The sequence below is a fragment of the Stenotrophomonas sp. GD03794 genome (assembly GCF_029842145.1).
Classification (GTDB): Bacteria; Pseudomonadota; Gammaproteobacteria; order Xanthomonadales; family Xanthomonadaceae; genus Stenotrophomonas; species Stenotrophomonas riyadhensis.
The window spans coordinates 95,557-116,743 of sequence record NZ_JAOCFV010000010.1 but is presented as its reverse complement, the minus strand read 5'-3'; the positions used below and the strand labels follow the sequence as shown (position 1 = coordinate 116,743).

Below are 21,187 nucleotides of genomic sequence, written 5' to 3'. Positions count from 1 at the left end.
TGATCTCTTGACCTCAACCAATGTTGAGGTGCGATAACGATCTCCCCACGGCCAGCCCTTCTGGCCTTCCCCACGGAGATTGCTTCGATGTCGTACTCGCTTCCCCCGCTCCCCTATGCCTATGACGCCCTTGAGCCGCACTTCGATGCGCGCACGATGGAGATCCATCACAGCAAGCACCACCAGACCTACGTCAACAACCTCAATGCCGCCATCGAGCAGGCCGGTATCGCCGAGCAGCCGGTCGAGGCGCTGATCGCCAACCTCGATGCCGTGCCCGAGGCGCAGCGTGGCGCGGTCCGCAACAACGGTGGCGGCCACGCCAACCACAGCCTGTTCTGGACCGTACTCAGCACCAACGGCGGCGCACCCGATGATGAGCTGGCCGCCGCCATCGACCGCGATCTGGGTGGCTTCGATGCCTTCAAGGAGGCCTTCACCAAGGCTGCGCAGACCCGCTTCGGCAGTGGCTGGGCCTGGCTGACCAGCGATCGCGATGGCCGCCTGCAGGTGGAAAGCAGTGCCAACCAGGACAGCCCGTTGATGGGCACGGCGGTCGGCCTGTCGGGCAATACCCCGATCCTCGCACTGGACGTCTGGGAACACGCCTACTACCTCCACTACCAGAACCGCCGCCCGGACTACATCGGTGCGTTCTTCAACATCATCAACTGGGCCGAGGTCGGCCGGCGCTACCGCCAGGCCCGGGCCTCATGAGCGGCGAGACACTGCCGTACGCCGGGCCGTGGGCGGGGGTCTTCCCCGCCCCGGCCCCGGTGCCGTCGGTCGAGATGCCGCCGCGTGCCCTGCGGCGGCTGCTCGGCCACTTTCCTACCGGCGTGGCCATCGTTTGCGCGCGCGATGCGCAGGGCAACCCCATCGGCCTGACCATCAATTCGTTCGTGCCGGTGTCATTGCAGCCGCCACTGGTGCTGTGGAACCTGGCGTTGCACGCGCAGAGCCTGTCCACCTTCCAGCGCGCCACCCGCTTCGCGATCAGCGTGCTGGCGGCCGACCAGGAAGCACTGGCCCGGCGCTTCGCCGATCCGCAGGTACGCAACCGCTTCGACGGCCTGGCATTGCTGGATGACGACGAGGACGCCCCGCCACGCATCGCCGGTGCGGTAGCGCATCTCACCTGTACCCGCCACGCACAGTGGCCGGTGGGCGATCACCTGTTGCTGGCCGGCCGCATCATCGAGGTGCACGAGAACGGCGGCGCACCGCTGCTGTTCCATCGCGGCCGCTTCCAGCCGGGACCGGCCGAGCTGCTGGTGGAGGTGCGCTGATGAACATCGAGGCTCTGGAATGCATGCTCGCCAGCGGCAAGGACGGCGCACTGCTGCGCTTCGGCCTGGGCAAGGGCTGGCTGGATGCCGGCAACCCGGTGCGCGCGGCGACCCATCTGGGCCGTTGCGTGGTCCTTGATCCGCAGTATTCGGCGGCGTGGAAGCTGCTGGGCAAAGCCTGGCTGGCCAGTGGCCAACCGCAGGCGGCACGCGAAGCGTGGCAGCGCGGGCTGAGCGTGGCCGGCAGCAAGGGCGACCAGCAGGCACGCAAGGAAATGCAGGTGTTCCTGCGTCGCCTGGACCGCGAACAGGCGGCCCTGGCGAAGGCGGGCTGAGTCGATCAGCCCGCGTTGGCCGATGCCGGTGCGGACATGATGTCCGACATCGGCAGGCGGCGCGGCTTGCTCGGGAACGCGTGGCGCAGGATGCGCCAGACCACCTGGCCGAACTGGCGCGGCAGCGAGCCGTTGTTGTAGTGCTGGCCGTAGCGGCGGCAGATGTCCTTCACTTCCTTGGCGATGGCCGCATAGCGGTTGGCCGGCAGGTCCGGATAGAAGTGGTGCTCGATCTGGTGGCTGAGGTTGCCCGACAGCACATTGATCAGGAAGCCACCACTGATGTTCGACGAACCGCGCAGCTGGCGCAGGTACCAATGACCGCGCGACTCATTGCGCAGGCACTCCTTCGGGAAGGTTTCCGATTCAGCGGTGAAGTGGCCGCAGAAGATGATCACATAGGTCCAGATGTTGCGCAGGCCGTTGGCGACCAGGTTGCCCAGCATCACGGTGAGGAAGAACGGACCGGCCAGCAGCGGGAAGAACACGTAGTCCTTCAGCACCTGGCGCAGCATCTTGCGCGCCACCGGACGGGTCTGCAGCCACATCGCACGGCTGCTCATGCGGCCCTTCAGCCAGCGGCCCAGGCGCAGGTCCTGCGCGGCCACGCCCCACTGGAACAGCAGCGCGAAGATCGGCGCGATGATCGGCTGCAGCAGGTAGAACGGCTTCCAGCGCTGTTCCGGGAAGATGCGCAGCAGGCCGTAGCCGATGTCATCGTCCATGCCACGCACGTTGGTGTAGGTGTGGTGGCGGAAATTGTGGGTCTTGCGCCAGTTGTCGGCGGTGGCAACGATGTCCCACTCGTAGGTGTTGCCGTTGAGCTTGGGGTCGCCGGTCCAGTCGAACTGGCCGTGCATGACGTTGTGGCCCAGCTCCATGTTCTCCAGGATCTTCGACAGCGCCAGCAGCAGCGTGCCGGTGATCGCGGCCGGCCACAGCAGCGGCATCCAGAACAGTGGCGAGAACGCCGCAAGGAACAGCAGGCCACGGCCACCCACGCCGAACCAGCGCACGGCGGCGGCCACGCGGCGGATGTAGCGGGTATCGGAGGCGCCGAGGCTGCCGATCACGCGGTCGCGGATCGCGTCGAGTTCCTCACCGAAGGCATGCATCTCGGCAGTACTCAGGGCACGGTCGGTAGCGCGGGTCATGGCAGGCGTCCTCAGAGATCCAGGGTCAGGTCGGTGGTCGGTGCGCTCACGCAGATCCGTACCGGCTGCGCCGTTTCGGACTGCAGGTCGCCGGTGCGCAGGTGGCGGGTCGCACCACTTACACGGTCACAGGAGCAGGTGTTGCAGATACCCATGCGGCAGCCGTGTTTGGGCTTGATGCCATGGGCTTCGAGGCTTTCCAGCAGCGAGCGGCCACGCGGCACGCTCAGCTGGCGACCACTGCGCGCAAGCGTCAGCGACACTTCGCCTTCACTGTCGGCATCGCGCAGCGGCGCTGGCGGGGTGAAGGCTTCGGCCTGGAAACCGGCCACCTGGTGCGCCAGGCGCTCGCGCGCGGCGGCAACGAAGCCGTCCGGGCCGCAGGCCAGCACATGGCGCTGCGCCAACGGCGTGTCATCGCCGGCCACCTGCAGATCATGGCGATCGATGCGCGCGGCCGGTGCTTCGCCTTCTCGGGTGGTCAGCAGGTGCACGCGCAGGTTCGAATGCGCTGCGGCCAGCGCCTGCAGTTCATCACGGAACTGCAGATGGGCGGCGGTGCGCTCCCAGTAGAACAGGTCCACCGGCGCCGCCAGCGGGCGCTGGCAGGCCTCGCGCAGCAGGCTGCGCATCGGCGTGATGCCACTGCCGGCCGCCAGCAGCAGCACCGGCGCCGCGGCCGGCATATGGAATTCGCCGAAAGCGGCATCGAGACGGAACAGTTCGCCCGGCTGCGCATGGTTGACCAGATGCTGGCTGACCCGGCCGCCGTCGATCGCCTTGACGGTAATCGCCAGCTCGCGCCGACCCAGTGCGGTGGGGCTGTAGCTGCGCTGCCACAGGCGTCCTTCAATCTCGACGCCGAGGGTGACGTGCTGGCCGGCACGCATACCCGCCCAGTGCCGGTTGGTGCGCAGGACCAGGGTCGCCGCGCCCTCGCCGGCCGGCTCGCGCCGGACCAGGCGGGCCACCGGCTCGCGCAGGGTCCACAGGGGATTGAGCTGGCCCGCCCAGAAATCGAACAGCGACGGCGAGACCCAGCGGTACGGAGAGAACAGGGACGGACGGACGACAGCGCTCATGGGCGCACTATACGGGCGCACATACACCTGTGTATACATGTGTATATTGAACCGGATTGGGTATGATTCAGCCTCGCCCCACCGGAACCCCCATGGCCGCCGCCACCGCCTTGTCGACGCCCGAAGATGCCAACAGCCCGGCCCGCCGTACGGTGAGCCGCGAGGATCTGCTGGCTGCTGCCCTGAAACTGATCGGGCCGCACCGCAGCCTGTCCACGCTCAGCCTGCGCGAAGTGGCACGTGAGGCCGGCATCGCGCCGAACAGCTTCTACCGGCAGTTCCGCGACATGGACGAACTGGCCGTGGCGCTGATCGATGCGGCCGGCCGCTCGCTGCGCACCATCATCGGCGAGGCCCGGCAGCGCGCCACCTCCACCGCCACCAGCGTGGTGCGGGTCTCGGTGGAGACCTTCATGGAACAGCTGCGCGCCGACGACAAGCTGCTGCACGTGCTGCTGCGCGAGGGCGCGGTCGGCTCGGACGACTTCAAGCATGCGGTCGAACGCGAGCTGCACTATTTCGAGGAAGAGCTGCAGCACGACCTGGTGCGCCTGGCCGCACTGGATGGCGCCGTACTGCATGCCCCGGAACTGGTGGCCAAGGCCATCACCCGGCTGGTGTTCGCGATGGGTGCCACCGCCATGGACCTGCCACCGGAGAAGGATCCGGAGCTGGTCGAACAGATCTCCACGATGATCCGCATGATCATCGTCGGCGCCCGTACCCCCGCCGCGTTCCGCCGCGGCTGATTCCTGCCCGATTGCCGGATCGATGGCGTCCGGCCCTGGCGGCAGACGCTGCGCTCCCCAGCGGGCCTTCACCTCGATTGTCGCGGCGCAGCGACGGACGGCCACGCGCCTGCATGAACTGGATCACCCGTCACATATCTACATATGTGAATAGGGTTTCGCGTGGTTCCGACACGATCTTCATGACGCCCTCACCTGCCGTGCACTATTCCAGCACGGCGACCCATTCAGCTGAATACGTCAGTGAACGGCGTTTGAACCCAATCGGTGTCGCTGCAGGCGTTTCAGATTAATTGCATGGCCCAGGCAAGACCCGATTCGCACAGTGCCGCCTCCGGCCCTGCGGATGCAGGTCCCACCCAACGTTCCAAGGAGACACACCCATGCGCATGATGCAGTTCACGCCGTCGACTTCTTTCACCTGCGCCCCGCTGGGGCTGGCCATTGCCACAAGCCTTTTGTTGGCCGCCACGCCAAACGCACAGGCCATCATCCTTGTTGGCAACGGCCAGACCGTGACCCTCAACCCAGGAGATCCACGCGAAGGGGACGCTGCACAGGTCTCGGGCGGTATGCTCATCGTCAACGGTGCCGCCATCGGAGAGATTCAGGCCGCCCACAGCAGCGGCAATCCGGCCCAGCTGCTGCTGAGCAATGCAACGGTAAACACGGCGGGGAGCACCGTGACCAACGGGCTCCGCAATAGCACGGCAATCATCCAGGATTCCACCATCAATGGCCGGTTCGCGCTTGCAACCGATGTCGGTGCCAACTCGCTCCCACGCAGCAAGTTGACCGCCATCCGCAGCAGCTTCGGCCGTTCGGGGCTGCTTGGGCTGGGCGCCAACGCGGGCGCCACACTGGAGTCGCAGGGAAGCACATTCCGCGGTACCAGTGGCATTTCCATCGGCGGTGCCGTGGTCAACCTGCGCGCAGGATCAACGGTCATCGGAGACACGTCGGGCCTCAACATCTCCTACAACTCGACCGCATCCGGACGTACCGACAATCAGGCAACCTGGGGCGTCCTCATCGACGCCTCTCGCGTGGAGTCGGGTAGCGGCCCGGCCATCCTCGTCCGTCGCAGTGACATCAACGAAACCGTCCGCATCACCGCACAGAACGGCGCAAGCCTCATCGGCGGCAATGGCGTAATGATCGAAGCGCGCGACAACGCCCTGCTCGACTTCGCCGCGCGCACCTCGACGCTCAGCGGCGACATCACCATTGCCGATACCGCCACCGCAAAGATCAGCCTGCTCGACGGCCTCGACCTGACCGGCCGCATCCTCGGCCCGGCGAATGTCATCGTCGATCAGGGCGGCCGCTGGACGCTGTCCGGCGACAGCAACACCGGCAACCTCACCCTGGGTGCGGGCAGCGACATCTTCCTCGGTGCTGCGGGTAGTGCGGCCTATCCGCAGCTGACCGTCAACGGCAACTACACCGGCAATGGCGGCACCCTGCACTTCAACACGGTACTGGCCGGCGACGACGCAGCGAGTTCGCGCATGCACGTGACCGGTGATACCAGCGGCACCACCCAGGTCACCGTCAACAACATTGCCGGCGCTGGCGCACAGACCGTCAACGGCATTCCGCTGGTGCAGGTGGACGGTGCCAGCAATGGCCACCTCGCACTGCAGGGCCGCGCCATCGGTGGCATGTACGAGTATTTCCTGCGCAAGGGCACACCCGGCGCGACCAACGGCAACTGGTACCTGACCTCGGCCTACACCGGCAATCCGTGCGACATCAATCCGGCGCTGCCGGAGTGCAAGCCAGTGGACCCGACCGACCCGACCGACCCGGTTGATCCGGTGGACCCGGAAGTGCCGGTCGACCCGGTCCCCGTGCTGCGTCCGGAGCCCGGAGCGTACCTGGCCAACCAGGCCGCGGCCGTGCAGATGTTCCAGTTGCGCCGCCACGACCGCGGCGAGCCCGGCTTCGACCGCGCCCGCATCGGCACCTGGGTGCGCGCCGGGCGTGACCAGCTGCAGGCGAACGTGGCCGGCCAGGTCGATGCCCGTACCCACATCAACACCCTGCAGCTGGGCAGCGATGTCTGGCGCTGGGGCGATGGCCGTGGCCAAGTCGGCGTGATGCTGGGCACCGGCGGGGCGACCACGCAGGCGGTGTCGACGCTGAGCGGTTATGGCACCCGCGGCAAGGTCAAGGGCAAGTCGGCCGGTGTCTACCTGGGTTGGGTGCAGGATGCACAGAGCAGTGCCGGCCTGTATGTGGACGGCTGGCTGCAGGCGGCACGCTTCGACAACGAGGTGCAGGGCGAAGGCATCGCCCGCGAGACCTACGATTCCAGGACTCGGAGCGCATCGCTGGAAGCCGGTTATGCCTGGGCCATCCGCAGCAGTGAGGCCAGCACGCTGTACCTGCAGCCGCAGGCGCAGCTGACCTGGACCGACTACGACGGCGATAGCCTGGTCGAAAACAATGGCACCACGGTCGAGGATGGTCGCGGCGGCGGCCTCAACAGCCGCCTCGGCGTACGCCTCTTTGGCCAGGGCACACTGCAGGGCAACCGCGTGCAGCCGTTCCTGGCGGCGAACTGGCTGCGTGGCCAGCGCGACGCGTCGATGCGCTTCAACAGCGAGTCGCTGAACGCGAAGACGCCGGAGAACCGCTACGAGGTACAGGCCGGTGCCCAGCTGCAGCTGGGCCAGCGCTGGAGCGCATGGGGTGACCTGCGTGTGCAGCGTGGCGACAGCGGCTATCGCAACCACGGCGCCCAGGTCGGCCTGCGCGCCGCCTGGTAAGCCCCCTCGCCGCCCTGGGACCAGCCGGGGCGGCGTCTCTCGATTCTCCATCGCACCCTGCCGGGCATGACATCCGGCAGGGTTTTGCTGACGCAATGTAATGTTATAACACTGTCGTCCGCGATGATCTGACCTGAGCCCTCGTCCTCATGATTGCCAGGACTCATCTATATAGCATTTGCTATATCTATGACCCTCTGCTTTCATATGCGTCAGCCAGGTCGCCCTCGCCGCCTTTCCTCTCCCAAGGACGACGCCCTCATGCCCGTTTCCAGACCCCTATCCCGCCGGCTGCCTCTGGCTGCCGCCATCGCCCTGACCCTGCCGTTGCCCGCGCTGGCAGCCACACCGAAGCCGACCGAGCTGGACCGTGTGCAGGTCAAGGTCAGCACTGCCACTCGCAGCGAACGCCTGCTGTCGGACGTGCCGATCCGCACCGAAGTGCTGCGCAAGGAAGACATCGCGCTGCGCGCGGCCACCGACTTCTCGCGCGCCGCAGAGCTGATCAATGGCCTGCGCGTGGAAAGCAACTGCCAGAACTGCAACACCAGCGAAGTACAGCTGCTGGGCCTGCCCGGCGCCTACAACCAGCTGTTGTTCGATGGCATCCCGCTGCTGTCCACGTTGGGCAGTGTGTACGGCCTGGAACAGATCCCGGCAGGCTTCGTCGACCGCATCGAAGTGGTCAAGGGCGGCGGCTCGGCGCTGTACGGCCCGGGCGCGGTGGCCGGTGTGATCAACCTGATCCCGCCGCTGCCGGCGCGCAGCGGTGGCCATGTGCAGGCCGGCGTGGATGTCTTGAAGGGTACGCCGCAGAAGAACGCCGACGTGCGGCTGGACCTGGTCGCCAAGGACGCAGACGCGGGCCTGTCAGTGATCGCCCAGCGCAACTGGAACAGTGGCATCGACTACAACGGCGACGGCTACACCGAGATCACCCGCAAGAACCTCAAGGTCGGCGGGCTGCAGGCCTGGTACGCCCCCACGCCGGGCACACGGCTGCGCCTGGACCTGCAGGTGACCGATGAAACCCGCCGCGGCGGCAACCGCCTGGACCAGCCGGAATACCTGGCCAACATCGCCGAATCGCTGGATACGAAGTACCGGCGCGGCAGCGTGTCGTGGGATCAGGAGATCAATGCCGACGTCGATTTCCGCCTGGCCTATGCCTTCGCCGACATCGACCGCGACAGCTTCTATGGCGGCCTGGGCGACGTGGTCACCGATCCGTCGGCGCCGGGCTATGACCCGTCGCAGCTGGACCCCAACGTGGCCGGCAGCGTGGCCTCGCGGTCGTGGCGCCAGTACGGCCGCACCCACAACCCGCTGCACTACATCGACAGCCAGTTGAACTGGCGGCTGGGCGCGCACGCGCTGGCCTTCGGCGTGCAGTACAAGCACGAGGCGCTGCGCGACGACAACCGCAGCGGTGACGGGCAGCGGCTGGCGGTGCTGGAAGATGCCACCTTCCACAACCTGGGCGCCTTCATCCAGGACGAATGGAGCCTGCGCGACAACGTTGACCTGGTGCTGGGTGCGCGCGTGGACAAGAGCTCGGAGCTGGACAACGCAGTGTTCTCGCCGCGCATCGCGCTGGCCTGGCAGGCCACGCCCAACCTGAAGTGGCGGGCAGGCGTTGCCACTGGCTTCCGTGCACCGGAAATCTTCGTCGAGGACGTACATGTCGATACGCTGGGTGGCGAACAGGTGCGCGTGCGAAACACCGACGGCCTGAAGGAAGAACGCGCGTTGACCACCCTGTTCGGCTTCGACTGGCGCTCGGACCCGGCCAATCCGGTGTGGAGCTGGGATGCCACCGCCTCGTATGCGCGCATCCGCGATACCTTCGCACTGGGCGAGATCCAACGCGGCGACGACGGCCAGCTCAGCCAGCTGCGCTACAACGCGTCCGGTTCCAATGTGCTGGGCGCGGAAACCAACCTCGGCTGGCAGCCGTCGCCGCAGTGGCGCCTGACCGCGGGTGCCTCGTGGTACCGCTCGCGCTTCCGCGAACGGCAGCGCATCTTCGACGACACCGGCGACGGCGGCGACACCGTGATCGAAAGCCGCGACTACCTGAAGACCCCACGCTGGACCGGCCTGGCCCAGCTCAGCTGGATGCCGGCCGAGCCGTGGGAGACCTTCGTCGCGCTGCGCCACACCGGCCCGATGTCGGTGCTGAACAACCGGTTGGGCGAACTGCACCGCACGCGTTCATTCCTGGTGACCGATCTGGGTGCGCGCTGGCACCGTCACCTGGGCGCTCAGGCGCAGCAGGAAGTGTCGGTGGCCGCAGGCGTCAAGAACGTGTTCGACCGGCGCCAGAAGGATCTGGAGGTGGGTGCGTTGCGTGACAGCGACTATGTCTACGGACCGCGTTTCGCGCGCTCGTGGTACGTCAACCTGCGCTATGCGTTCTGAGCTGCATCGAGCGTTGTTGCTGGCCTGTGCCGTGCTGCTGGCCGCACCGGCGATGGCTGCGGACCTGCATGCGCAGGTCTCGGCCTCGCTGATGCGGCCGGAACAGCGCTCGCTGCGCCCGATGCAGTGGCCATCGCCACCGAAGCTGGTGGCGTTGTACTTCGGCGCCGACTGGTGCGCGCCCTGCCATGCCTTCGTACCCACCCTGCGCAGCGTGCGTGACGCGTTGCGCGAGGCCGGCGCCGATACCGAAGTGGTGTACGTCAGCCTGGACGAGAGCGAGGCCGCGCTGCGCCGCTACATGCACGCGCAGGACATGCCGTGGCCGGTGCTGGACCCGCGCCGCGCCGCGCGCATGCCGGCACTCCAGGCGTTGGCGGGGCTGGCACCGCCGAATCTGGTGCTGATCGATGCCGACGGCGCCGTGCTGGCCAATGGCTGGCAAGGCCGGCGTTATGAAGGCCTGCAGCCGGTGTTGAAGGAATGGGCGAAGCAGGCGTGTGCGCAGCAACAGGCCCGTTGTCCCAACGCCGGCATCCAATCGCGGTAGCGCCGGGCCATGCCCGGCGAAATGCGTGACGCAACATTACGGCCGCCGGGCATGGCCCGGCGCTACCGTTACGGCGCCTCGCCCTCGGCCTTGCGCACGAACGCTTCGAACAGCGCCAGCGTCTGCTCGCTTACATGGTGCTCGATACCCTCGGCATCGCGCCGCGCGGTATCCGGGTCCACGCCCAGCGCCAGCAGGAAACGCTCCACGGTCTGATGACGCTGGCGACTGGCATGCGCCAGCGCCTCGCCTTCCGGGGTCAGGAACACGCCGCGGTACGGCCGCTGTACCACCCAGCCATCCCGGGCCAGCCGCCGCAGCATCTTCGCCACAGTGGGCTGGGCCACGCCCAGGCGGGTGGCGATGTCGACCTGGCGGGCCTCGCCGCCGTCGGCCAGCAGGTCCGAGATCAGCTCGACATAGTCCTCCACCAGCTCCATCCGGTGCGCCTCGCGCACTTGCCGGAAGCTCTCGACCTGGCGCTCGGCCTCGATCAAGGGGGTGCTTTTCAGCGATGTCGAATCGTCGGTCTTGCCCACGCCTGCGCCTGTCCTTCCGGTTGTTCCGGTGTTGAACCTGAATTCTGGACCAGTAACGCGATAAAGACGATTGTTTCACATTGCTAATGACTATAGCAGGAGCTATATTCGGAGCCATGAACACCCTGGCACCCCGCGACCCTTCGGCCTCCACCCCGGCCAGCCTGGGTGCGCTCAACGCCTCGGTGGCGGTGCCCGACAAGGGCCATTGGTGGTTCCGCCTGCTGGCCTTCCTCGGCCCGGGCTACATGATCTCGGTCGGCTACATGGACCCGGGCAACTGGGCCACCGACCTCGCCGGCGGTTCGCGCTTCGGCTACCTGCTGCTGTCGGTCATCCTCATTTCCAACCTGATGGCGGTGATCCTGCAGGCGCTGTCGGCGCGGCTCGGCATCGCCACCGGAATGGACCTGGCCCAGGCCTGCCGTGCCCGATACCCGAAGCCGGTGAACCTGGCGTTGTGGGCGCTGTGCGAGGCGGCGATCATCGCCTGCGACCTGGCCGAAGTGATCGGCACCGCGATCGCGCTGAAGCTGCTGTTCGACCTGCCGTTGCTGTGGGGCGCGGTGATCACCGCGCTGGACACGCTGCTGGTGCTGCTGCTGATGAACCGCGGTTTCCGTGCGCTGGAAGCCTTCGTGATCGCGCTGCTGATGGTGATCTTCGCCTGCTTCGTGGTGCAGATCGCGATGGCCGCACCACCGGTGATGGCGGTGCTGGGCGGCTTCATTCCGCGCGCGCAGGTGGTGACCGATCCGCATGCGCTGTACATCGCCATCGGCATCATTGGCGCCACGGTGATGCCGCACAATCTCTATCTGCACTCGTCCATCGTGCAGACCCGTGCCTACCCGCGCACCGATGAAGGCCGGCGCAGCGCGCTGCGCTGGGCAGTGACCGACAGCACCCTTGCACTGACCCTGGCACTGTTCATCAACGCCAGCATCCTGATCCTGGCGGCGGCGGTGTTCCATGCCAATGGCCGATTTGATGTGGAAGACATCGAGCAGGCGCACCAGCTGCTGGCGCCGATGCTGGGCGTGGGCGCCGCGGCGACGCTGTTTGCGATTGCGCTGCTGGCCTCGGGCCTGAACTCGACGGTGACCGCCACGCTGGCCGGCCAGATCGTGATGGAAGGCTTCCTGCACCTGCGCCTGCCGCCGTGGCTGCGTCGGCTGATCACGCGGGCGCTGGCGATCATTCCGGTGGTGGTGGTGATCATGCTGTTCGGCGACCAGGGCGCGGTAAAGCTGCTGGTGCTGAGCCAGGTGGTGCTGTCGATGCAGCTGCCGTTCGCGATCATCCCGCTGGTGCGGATCGTGACCGACAAGGTGACGATGGGCGCGCTGGTGGCCCCGCGCTGGCTGGGCAGCATCGCCTGGGTGATCGCGCTGGTGATCGTGGTGTTGAACGTGAAGCTGCTGGTGGATACCTTCAGCGGCGCATAGCGCGAAATGCCTGGGACGCCGTTGTAGAGTCGAGCCATGCTCGACTCATCGCACACCGCACGAACAGCAGCCGAGCGTGGGCTCGGCTCTACAGGAAGCGGGTTCCACCAGTAGATCCACGCCATGCGTGGATGCCTTCACGATGTGGGGTCAGAGCCCTTGCCTCTGGCAAGGGATCCGACCCCGCCATCTCCACGCTACAGATGCAACGCGATCGCGGCCTCGATCTGCTGCGGCGACTGGAACCCGGCCAGGCGGGTGCGTTCGTCGCCGTCACGGAACAGCGACAGCGTCGGCGTCTGCCGCAACCCCAGTTCCCTGAAGAACGCTTCACCCAGCACTTCCAGCTGCACGCGCAGCAGGGTCGTGCCCTGCCCCGCCACGCTGTTGGCCACGCGGTGCAACGACATCTCCAGCATCCGGCACCCCGGGCACTGGTCCTTGTGGAAATCCACCAGCACCCGCGGGTGTTCGGCCAGCAGCTGCTGGAACTGCTCAGGCGTGGTGGCGTCGATGATCTGCATCGGTGTTGCTCCAGTAATGGGCCAGGACCGCGTCGGTCCAGGCCTCGATGGCCGCGGCATGGCGAACGCCATGCGGCATCTGTTCGATCTCCAGCGGCGGGTAGTCGCTGTGGAAGTAGCGGATCAGCCGGTGCACGGCGCCGCAGTAGTACTCCTGCCCCCACTGCGTTTCGCCGGTACCGAACACCGCCAGCTGCCGTGGCCGCTCGCCGCGCTCCGCAATACCGGCCACCCACGCCTTCATCTCCGCCGGCGTGCGGCCGGCGTTGTCGGTCCAGCAACCCAGCAGCACCAGATCGGCCTCATCGGCGGCCAGTGGCGGGGCCTGGCGCAGATCGTCGGCCTCCTGCCAGTGCACGGCATGCCCTGCGGCACGGCAACGCTCGGCAATCTGCCGGCCAAGCTCGCGGGTGTTGCCACTCAATGAGGCCACCACCAGCAGGATGTGCAGCGCCGCGCCGGGCTCAGAGGTCGTCGAAGCCGTTGTCGACGTTGGTCTTCTTGTAACTTGCATTGCGCATCTCGAAGAAGTCGGTCTTGGTCTCGGTGAAGTTGTCGGCGTAGGCCTTGATCCACGGCATCACGTTGTCGGTGGTATCGCTGTACAGGCGTTCGATGCCGAGCATGCCGGCCATCTTGTTGGCGCGGTACTTCACATAACGCGTCATTTCCTCCACGTCGATGCCGTCGATGCCATCCAGCACTTCCGACGACCACTGGGTTTCCAGTTCGATGGCGTGCTCGAACGCCTGGTGCACATAGGCGGTCAGCTCGTTGGTCTGCAGCTCCGGGTTCTCGCCGATGATGGCGCGGATCAGCTCGCTGATGAACTTGGTATGCGCCAGCTCGTCGCGGTTGATGAAGCTGATGATCTTGCCGGTGCCGGTCATGCGGTTCTGCCGCACCATGTTGTAGAAGTATGCAAACCCGGAATAGAAGTTGATGCCTTCCAGGATTGAGGATTGGATCAACGACTTCAGCAGGGTCTCGGCGGTCTTCTCGCGCATGAAGTCGTCGTACGCACCCATGATCGGTGCGTTGCGCTTGATGATGGTCGGATGCGTGCGTGCCAGTTCAAACACGCGGTTCTGGTTCGGCAGGTCGGTGATCGAGGCCAGCACGTAGCTGTAGCTTTCGTTGTGGATCACTTCCTGCTGGCCGATGATCGCCGCATTGGCGTGCGCGGCCGGGTCGGTGATGTACTCGGCGACGTTGTAGATGAAGCGCGTCTGCGGCGAATCGAGCGTGGCCAGCAGGCCGATGATGGAGTCGTAGGCGTTCTTCTCGCGCGCATTGAGCTCGCCGTACTGGCGCGCATCGAGCTTCATGTCGACCTCATCGGGAATCCAGAAGTTGGTCGACAGCTCCTTGTAGGCCCGATAGAACGACGGGTACGGAATGTCGTTCCAGTTGAGGATGCCGCTGGTGCGGCCGTTGATGATGCCAGTGCTGCGGTTGGGATGGCGCGGTTCGAGGATCTTGATGCGGTCGAGGGGGGTTGCCATGGGTTTCTGCCTTCGTTCTCTTTCTATCGTGTTGCCGGCCAGCGGCCGGCACTACCGAAGATCGCGCGGTTGCCGGCCAGCGGCCGGCACTACCATTGATCAGCTGGAGCACCACTCGCATTCGCTGATGTCGATGTCGTTGGAGCGCACGTAGTAGGTGGTCTTCAGGCCCTCGCGCCAGGCACTCAGGTGCAGCTCCAGCAGGGTGCTGGCGCGGATGGTGCTGGGCACGTACAGGTTGAAGCTGATCGACTGGTCGACGTGGCGCTGGCGGCGCGCGTTCTGGCGCACGCTGGCGAACTGGTCGACCTTGTAGGCACCCTTCTCGTAGTACGGCCAGGTCTCCAGCGACAGGCCCGGAGCGGCCACCGGACGCCGGAAGTCTTTCTTTTCCTCGTAGTAGAACGCGCTGTAGATCGGGTCGATGGAGGCGGTGGAACCGGCAATCTGCGCCGTGCTCATGTTCGGCGCCACCGCCAGCAGCCAACCGTTGCGCAGGCCGTGCGTGGCCACCTCGCGGGCCAGGCTGTCCCACGCGGCGCCGCTGTAGTCGCGGTCACTGAAGTAGCGGCCGTTGTGCCAGTCGCTGCCGGCGAACATCGGGTAGCTGCCCTTCTCCTTCGCCAGCTGCGCGCTGGCCTGGATGGTCAGGAAGTTGATGCGCTCGTAGAGACGGTCGGCCAACGCTTCGGCATCCGGCGATTCCCATTGGATCGCCTGCTGCGCCAGCAGGTGGTGCCAACCGAAGGTGCCCAGACCGATGGCGCGGTACTTGCGGTTGGTGATGGTGGCCTGCGGCACCGGCAGCGCATTGAGGTCGATCACGTTGTCGAGCATGCGCACCTGGATCGGGATCAGGCGCTCCAGCACGTCGGTGGCCAGCAGGTCATCCGGCGCACTGATCGCACGGCCGAGGTTGATCGAGGACAGGTTGCAGACCACGAAGTCACCGGCGCGGCGCGTAGTCACGATCTGGTCGCCGCTGACGATCTCCTGGATCATCCGCGTCGGGCTCATGTTCTGCAGGATCTCGGTGCACAGGTTGCTGGAATAGATCATGCCCGCGTGCTTGTTCGGGTTCCTGCGGTTGACCTCGTCGCGGTAGAACAGGAACGGATTGCCGGTCTCCAGCTGGCTGAGCATGATCCGCTTGAACAGATCGATGGCCTTCACCGTGCGGCGGCTGATGCGCTCATCGGCCACCAGCTCGGCGTAGCGGTCACGGAAGCTGCCCGAACCACGCTTCTCGTCGTAGAAGTCCTGCAGGTACCAGCCCTTGGCCTGCTTCACCTCGTGCGGATCGAACAGGTACCAGTCGGCGCGGCGTTCGACCGCTTCCATGAACAGGTCCGGCACGCAGACCGAAGTGAACACATCGTGCGCGCGCAGGCGCTGGTCGCCGTTGTTGAGGCGCAGGTCCATGAAGGCTTCGATATCGCGGTGCCAGATGTCCAGGTACACCGCCACCGCGCCCTTGCGCTGGCCGAGCTGATCAACCGACACCGCAGTGTTGTTGAGCTGCTTGATCCACGGCACCACGCCACCGGAGGAATTGGCCACGCCACGGATCGGCGCGCCGCTGCTGCGCACATAGCCCAGATAGGCACCCACACCACCGCCGTGCTTGGACACGCGGGCGATGTCGGTGTTGGAGTCATAGATGCCCTGCAGGCTGTCGTCCACCGTGTCGATGAAGCAGCTGGACAACTGCCCACCCACCTTGCCGGCATTGGCCAGGGTCGGTGTGGCCACCGTCATGTACAGGTTGGACAGCGCCCAGTACGCCTCTCCGACCAGCTGCATGCGCCGCTCGCGCGGCTTTTCCTCCTGCATCAGGTACAGCGCGATGGTCAGCCAGCGCTCCTGCGGCAGTTCATAGACCTCGCGGCTGCGGTCGCTGGCCAGGTAGCGCGTGGCCAGCAGATACAGGCCGTTGTAGGCGAACAGGCGGTCGCGTTCCGGATCGATCATCTCGCCGGCCTGCTGCAATTCTTCCTTCGAGTAGCAGCGCAGGATGTCGTTGCTGTAGATGCCGCGGTCGGCCAGGCTTTCCTGCAGGCCCACGTAGGAACCGTACTTCAGGCCCACGTCGTAGAAGCGGTTGCGGCTGGCGCGCTTGTACAGGCGGCGCAGGTAGATGCGCGCGGCGAACTGCTCCCACTCCGGCGCGACCAGGTCCACGCGCGATTCGGCCTCGCGGATCAGCAGATCGACCAGATCATCGGCGCTGATGCTGGGCTTACGCTCGACCATCGCCTGCACCACGCGGCGGTAGTCGCTCACATCCAGCTGCGGGAACTCGGCATGCACGGCATCGATGCTGCGCTGCAGGCGCTCGGCGTCGAACGGCAGGCGGCGGTTGCCGGCCTCCTTGGTGATCCAGGTCGGCACGCGCTCGCCACCGGCGCGCAAGGCGTCGCCAGCGCCGGCCAGGTCGGCCACGCGGAAGGTACTGTCGGTCATGGTGGTGAAACTCCAGGCTCGCACGCGCGTTGGCGGTCGATGCCATGGCGGCCCTGCACGCGATACCGGCGCACGGGGCGGTCGGGGTGGGATGCCAAAGCGCGGGAACACCAGATCGTCGGCAACAGCCTGCGCCTGCGGCCGGTATCCGGGCCGTGGGGGCGATCTGGGTCCGCACGATGGCGGCCGCGTCGACACGGCAAGCCTTCAGGGGCGGGCCGCGGGACGTTTGCTGCATGTCCGGCGGCGGCGGCTGACCGGGAGTGACGGACACAACATAGTGGGGATATTCCAACCCGTCAACACAAGATGCGGTAATCAATACCTGTCGCGACGATCAGTCGCAGGATGCCGTGTTGCACCTGCGGCGCCTTGTCGACAACGCCTGCGTCCCCAGTTCGGTACAACATCAACTCTCCCCGGAACACCGCCCATGCGCGCTGCCCTTTATTCTTCCTTCGGCGATCCGGCCGATGTCCTGGCCGTCGGCGAAACAACCCTGCCCGAGCCCGGCCCGGGCGAGGTGCGCATCCGCACCGTGCTGGCCTCGATCCACAACCACGACCTGCTGACCGTGCGCGGCCTGTATGGCTACAAGCCAACGCTGCCGGCGATCGGGGGCAGTGAAGCACTGGGCGTGGTCGATGCACTTGGCGACGGCGTCGACGGCCTGCAGATCGGCCAGCGGGTTGCCGCCGCCTCGGTGCACGGCACCTGGGCCGAGGCCTTCATCGCCCCGGCACGCATGGTGATTCCGATGCCGGAGGCGATCCCGCACGAAATGGCCGCACAGCTGATTGCGATGCCGCTGAGCGCGCTGATGCTGCTGGAGTTCCTGCACGTCGAGGCGGGCCAGTGGATCGTGCAGAACACCGCCAACGGCGCGGTGGGCAAATCGCTGGCGATGCTGGCGCGGGCGCGTGGCGTGCATGTAGCCAACCTGGTGCGCAATGCCGATGCGGTCGCACAGTTGAAAGCGCTGGGCATCGATCATGTGTTCGACACCTCGGTGGACGGCTGGAAGGATCGCGTGCGTGAGGCGACCGGCGAAGCGCAGGCCGCGGCCGCGGTGGATTCCATTGGCGGCGACGCCAGCGGCGATCTGGTCGACCTGCTTGGCCACCACGGCACCCTGGTGTCGTTCGGTGTAATGAGCGGCGAGCCGATGCGCATTCCCGCCGGCGGCCTGATCTACAAGGAAGCCACGGTGAAGGGCTTCTGGGGCAGCAAGGTCAGCCAGGCGATGGCAGTGGAGGACAAGCGCCGGCTGGTTGGCGAGCTGCTGAAGCGTGCGGCGAGCGGCGAACTGACCCTGCCTGTGGAGCAGATCTTCGCACTGAACGACATCGCCCAGGCAGCAAAGGCCGGTGCCGGTTCAGGCCGCAACGGCAAGGTGCTGCTGCGGCCTTGATGGCCGGACAACCGGGGTCAGATCCCTTTCCGTTGGAAAGGGATCTGACCCGCAGCAGGAGTGCGGACCAACGGTCCGCACCCACCGAAGCACAGACCGCCCCACCGAGGCCACAGACTTTCGTTAAGAACCTGTGATGTATAACTGAATGCGCTTTCGTCATTGGAAGGCGCACGTGGCTGCGTGCGGTACTGACGGCTCCTCCCCCGTTTGGCGTTGTCGCTTCCATGTACCGCACCACCCTGAACCTGCTTGCCGGCGCGATCGCGCTGGGCCTCTCCGCCGGCGCTGCCGGCGCCGCTGAAACCGCCGACACCGGCAAGGACAGCACCACCCTCGGCACCGTGCTGGTGACCGGCTCCAACATCAAGCGCAGCGATACCGCCGGGCCCAACCCGGTGCAGATCGTGAGCCGCGAACAGATCGAACAGACCGGTCGTTCCACCCTTACCGACGTGCTGCGCAACCTGTCGGCCAATGCCGGCAACAGCTTCGACGAGCAGTACACCGGCAGCTTCGCCGCCGGCTCGGCCTCGATCGGCCTGCGCGGCCTGTCGCCGAAGAACACGCTGGTGCTGGTCAACGGCTACCGCGTCTCCAACTTCGGCTTCGCGCTCAACACCCAGGACACCTTCGTCGACCTCAATGCGCTGCCGATCAGTGCGGTCGAGCGCATCGAAGTGCTGAAGGACGGTGCCTCGGCGGTGTACGGCTCCGACGCCATCGCCGGCGTCATCAACATCATCCTGCGCAAGAACTTCCAGGGCGTGGAAGTCGGCGGCGGCTTCGGCACCGCCACCCAGGGTGGCCTGGACGAACGCAAGGCCAACCTGCTGGCCGGCTTCGGTGATCTGGAACAGCAGGGCTGGAACGTGCTGTTCGGACTGGACCTGCTCAAGCGCGACCGCCTCGATGGCGACGACCGTGCCTATACCCGCAGCGGCGATTTCCGCGACAAGCCCGGTGGTCGCCTGGCCGGCTGGTCCACTGCCGGTGGCAACTGGCTGAGCAACCCCCGTGCACCGCAGCCGTTCGCCAACTGCCCCGACGGTAGCCAGCTGCGCCCGTACAGCGACTTCGGCAGCACCCTGCCCGGCCAGGCCTGCGCTTTCAATGCCCAGCCGTTCAAGACCCTGCAGCCCGGCGCCGAGCGCCTGCAGGCGTCGTTGAGCGCGACCTACCGCTTCAATGACAGCGTCGAGGCCTTCGCCGATGTGCTGTACAGCCACAACAAGGCCGACCAGATCTTCAGCGCGCCACTGACCGTCGGGCCGGGCCTGCGTGCCTACAACCCGGCCACCGGCACCCTGATCGATGTGCCGGCGGTGCTGCCGGTCGGCCACCCGAACAACCCGGGCAGCACCCCGCTGCCGTTCGAGTACACCTTCTTCGACCTCGGCCCGCGCCTGAAGGACAACACCCAGGTGTTCTACCGTGCCCTGGCCGGCGTGCGTGGCAGTGGCGAGCGCTGGGACTGGGAAGTGGCGGCGCTGACCTCGCAGAGTGCACAGCGCGAGTACGTCGACAACTTCGTCAACCGCTACGCCTTCGAACAGATCCTGCGCGATGGCAGCTACAACTTCCTCAATCCGTCCAGCACGCCGGAGGCGCTGGATGCACTGCGCCTGCAGACCAAACGCCCCGGCTGGTACAAGCTGCACTCGCTGAACGTGAAGGCGTCGACCACGCTGTGGGAGCTGCCGGCCGGTGCGGTCGGCTTCGCCTGGGGCGCCGAGTTCCGCAAGGAATCACTGGACGCGCGTACCAGCGCGCAGGTGCTGTCGGGCACCGAGCTGCGCCCGGCCATCAACGTGGTCAACGGCGAACGCCAGGTCAGTGCCGCCTACGCCGAACTGAGCGTGCCGCTGCACCGCACGCTGGAACTGCAGCTGGCCGGTCGCGGCGACCGCTACGATGACTTCGGCAAGGCGTTCTCGCCCAAGGTGGCATTGCGCTGGCAGCCGCTGGACAGCCTGCTGCTGCGCGGCTCGTTCTCGCGTGGCTTCCGTGCGCCGTCGCTGCCGGAGATCGCGCCGGGCCAGACCGTCAGCTACGGCTCGGTGATCGATCCGTTCGACCCACTGCAACCGGGCGGCAGCCGCGGCGTGACCAACATCCGCACCGGCAACCCGGACCTGAAGGCCGAGCGCTCGCGCAATTTCAACGTGGGTGCGGTGTGGTCGCCGGATGGCGATACCAGCATCGGCCTGGACTGGTACCGCATCGAACAGGACAACCTGGTCAAGCCGGACAGTGCGCAGTTCATCGTCGACAACCCGACCCTGTTCCCGGGCCGCGTACAACGCGAGAACGGACGCATCCAGTTCATCACCAACCAGTACGCCAACCAGGGCGAACTGACCACCTCGGGGCTGGACCTGGATGCCAGCCGCACCTTCCGCACCGACGGTTGGGGCAACTTCACCGTGGCCGGCAGCTGGACCCACCTGCTCAGCTTCAAGCAGCCGCTGGTGGCCGGCCAGGCACCCTATGACGGCGCTGGCAACAACCGCCACGGCGCACTGCCGCGCACCCGCGGCACCACGTCGTTGAACTGGGCGGCGGGCGACTGGAGCAGCACGCTGAGCCTGCAGTACGTGAGTGGCTACGACCAGCGTGTGGCGACGGCCACCAGCAATCCGGGGCTGCGCGACCGCATCAAGCCGTATCACCAGCTGGATCTTTACGTGGCCTACGACGGTATTCCCAACACCACGCTGTCGCTGTCGGTGCTGAACCTGACCGACAAGGACCCGCCGTTCGACCCGGCCGGTGGCTCCAATGGTTTCGACATCAGCCAGTACAACCTGCGCGGGCAGTTCGTCTCGCTGGGGGCGCGCTACCGGTTCTGATGCGATATCGGGGCGGCGGTAATGCGCCGCCCCATTTGTGCTGCCGGCCAGCGGCCGGCACTACCACCGACCGCCGGGGGGGATGCCCGAC

The 21,187-nt window shown here is 66.5% G+C and carries 17 protein-coding genes; 10 read left to right on the top strand and 7 right to left on the bottom strand.

Annotated elements, in window-relative coordinates; all coding sequences use genetic code 11:
- Positions 1-87: 87 nt before the first annotated feature.
- The 3 genes from N5D91_RS08225 to N5D91_RS08215 are packed head-to-tail and all read left to right on the top strand — an operon-like array spanning position 88 to position 1,624.
- The gene (locus N5D91_RS08225) at positions 88-717 is read left to right on the top strand and encodes a superoxide dismutase (protein ID WP_153855536.1); all 630 of its coding nucleotides are present in this window, start codon (positions 88-90) and stop codon (positions 715-717) included.
- Entirely contained in the window at positions 714-1,289 is a 576-nt protein-coding gene (locus N5D91_RS08220) for a flavin reductase family protein (RefSeq protein ID WP_110712570.1), read from the top strand. Before N5D91_RS08225 ends, N5D91_RS08220 begins: the two co-directional genes overlap by 4 nt.
- A complete protein-coding gene (locus N5D91_RS08215; RefSeq protein ID WP_008267331.1) occupies positions 1,289-1,624 on the top strand; it encodes a tetratricopeptide repeat protein in 336 nt (111 codons plus the stop codon). Before N5D91_RS08220 ends, N5D91_RS08215 begins: the two co-directional genes overlap by 1 nt.
- Before the next feature lie 5 nt (positions 1,625-1,629).
- Here the strand turns inward: N5D91_RS08215 and N5D91_RS08210 are convergent, their stop codons facing one another.
- Both N5D91_RS08210 and N5D91_RS08205 read right to left on the bottom strand, forming a co-directional pair.
- Positions 1,630-2,778, bottom strand: a complete 1,149-nt coding sequence (locus N5D91_RS08210) for an acyl-CoA desaturase (protein WP_071229068.1) — start codon at positions 2,776-2,778, stop codon at positions 1,630-1,632.
- An 11-nt stretch (positions 2,779-2,789) separates the two neighbouring features.
- Complete coding sequence (locus N5D91_RS08205; RefSeq protein ID WP_180854449.1) at positions 2,790-3,860, bottom strand: ferredoxin reductase; 1,071 nt, start codon at positions 3,858-3,860, stop codon at positions 2,790-2,792.
- 92 nt (positions 3,861-3,952) lie between these two features.
- Between N5D91_RS08205 and fabR the strand changes: the two genes are divergently transcribed.
- The 4 genes from fabR to N5D91_RS08185 all read left to right on the top strand — a co-directional run bounded on the left by fabR (position 3,953) and on the right by N5D91_RS08185 (position 10,354).
- Positions 3,953-4,609 carry an HTH-type transcriptional repressor FabR gene (gene fabR / locus N5D91_RS08200; RefSeq protein WP_005409961.1) on the top strand — a complete coding sequence of 219 codons (657 nt, stop codon included), beginning with the start codon at positions 3,953-3,955 and terminating at the stop codon, positions 4,607-4,609.
- Positions 4,610-4,992: 383 nt separating this feature from the next.
- A complete protein-coding gene (locus N5D91_RS08195; protein ID WP_180854450.1) occupies positions 4,993-7,383 on the top strand; it encodes an autotransporter outer membrane beta-barrel domain-containing protein in 2,391 nt (796 codons plus the stop codon).
- 261 nt (positions 7,384-7,644) lie between these two features.
- Positions 7,645-9,804: a TonB-dependent receptor gene (locus tag N5D91_RS08190; protein ID WP_180854451.1), complete on the top strand. Its 2,160-nt coding sequence runs from the start codon at positions 7,645-7,647 to the stop codon at positions 9,802-9,804.
- The gene (locus N5D91_RS08185; protein WP_180854452.1) at positions 9,794-10,354 is read left to right on the top strand and encodes a thioredoxin-like domain-containing protein; all 561 of its coding nucleotides are present in this window, start codon (positions 9,794-9,796) and stop codon (positions 10,352-10,354) included. Before N5D91_RS08190 ends, N5D91_RS08185 begins: the two co-directional genes overlap by 11 nt.
- A 68-nt stretch (positions 10,355-10,422) precedes the next feature.
- Here N5D91_RS08185 and mntR read toward each other — a convergent pair whose 3' ends face one another.
- Positions 10,423-10,893: a manganese-binding transcriptional regulator MntR gene (mntR, locus tag N5D91_RS08180; RefSeq protein WP_006372477.1), complete on the bottom strand. Its 471-nt coding sequence runs from the start codon at positions 10,891-10,893 to the stop codon at positions 10,423-10,425.
- Positions 10,894-11,009: 116 nt separating this feature from the next.
- Here mntR and N5D91_RS08175 point away from each other — a divergent pair, with 116 nt between their 5' ends.
- On the top strand, positions 11,010-12,341 hold the full coding sequence (locus N5D91_RS08175) for an Nramp family divalent metal transporter (protein WP_180854453.1): 1,332 nt from the start codon (positions 11,010-11,012) through the stop codon (positions 12,339-12,341).
- Positions 12,342-12,538: 197 nt separating this feature from the next.
- Here the strand turns inward: N5D91_RS08175 and N5D91_RS08170 are convergent, their stop codons facing one another.
- The 4 genes from N5D91_RS08170 to N5D91_RS08155 form a co-directional block, all read right to left on the bottom strand.
- Positions 12,539-12,865 (bottom strand): thioredoxin family protein, encoded by a 327-nt coding sequence (locus tag N5D91_RS08170; protein ID WP_005409967.1) that lies wholly within the window; start codon positions 12,863-12,865, stop codon positions 12,539-12,541.
- On the bottom strand, positions 12,837-13,304 hold the full coding sequence (locus N5D91_RS08165) for a flavodoxin (RefSeq protein ID WP_180846338.1): 468 nt from the start codon (positions 13,302-13,304) through the stop codon (positions 12,837-12,839). Before N5D91_RS08165 ends, N5D91_RS08170 begins: the two co-directional genes overlap by 29 nt.
- A gap of 25 nt (positions 13,305-13,329) precedes the next feature.
- Positions 13,330-14,370, bottom strand: coding sequence for a ribonucleotide-diphosphate reductase subunit beta (locus N5D91_RS08160; protein WP_087922822.1), 1,041 nt, complete (start codon positions 14,368-14,370; stop codon positions 13,330-13,332).
- Between the two features lie 99 nt (positions 14,371-14,469).
- Entirely contained in the window at positions 14,470-16,833 is a 2,364-nt protein-coding gene (locus tag N5D91_RS08155) for a ribonucleoside-diphosphate reductase subunit alpha (protein ID WP_180854454.1), read from the bottom strand.
- A 433-nt stretch (positions 16,834-17,266) separates the two neighbouring features.
- Here N5D91_RS08155 and N5D91_RS08150 point away from each other — a divergent pair, with 433 nt between their 5' ends.
- Complete coding sequence (locus tag N5D91_RS08150) at positions 17,267-18,244, top strand: zinc-binding dehydrogenase (protein WP_180854455.1); 978 nt, start codon at positions 17,267-17,269, stop codon at positions 18,242-18,244.
- A 227-nt stretch (positions 18,245-18,471) separates the two neighbouring features.
- Entirely contained in the window at positions 18,472-21,096 is a 2,625-nt protein-coding gene (locus N5D91_RS08145; RefSeq protein WP_180854456.1) for a TonB-dependent receptor, read from the top strand.
- Positions 21,097-21,187: the final 91 nt, after the last annotated feature.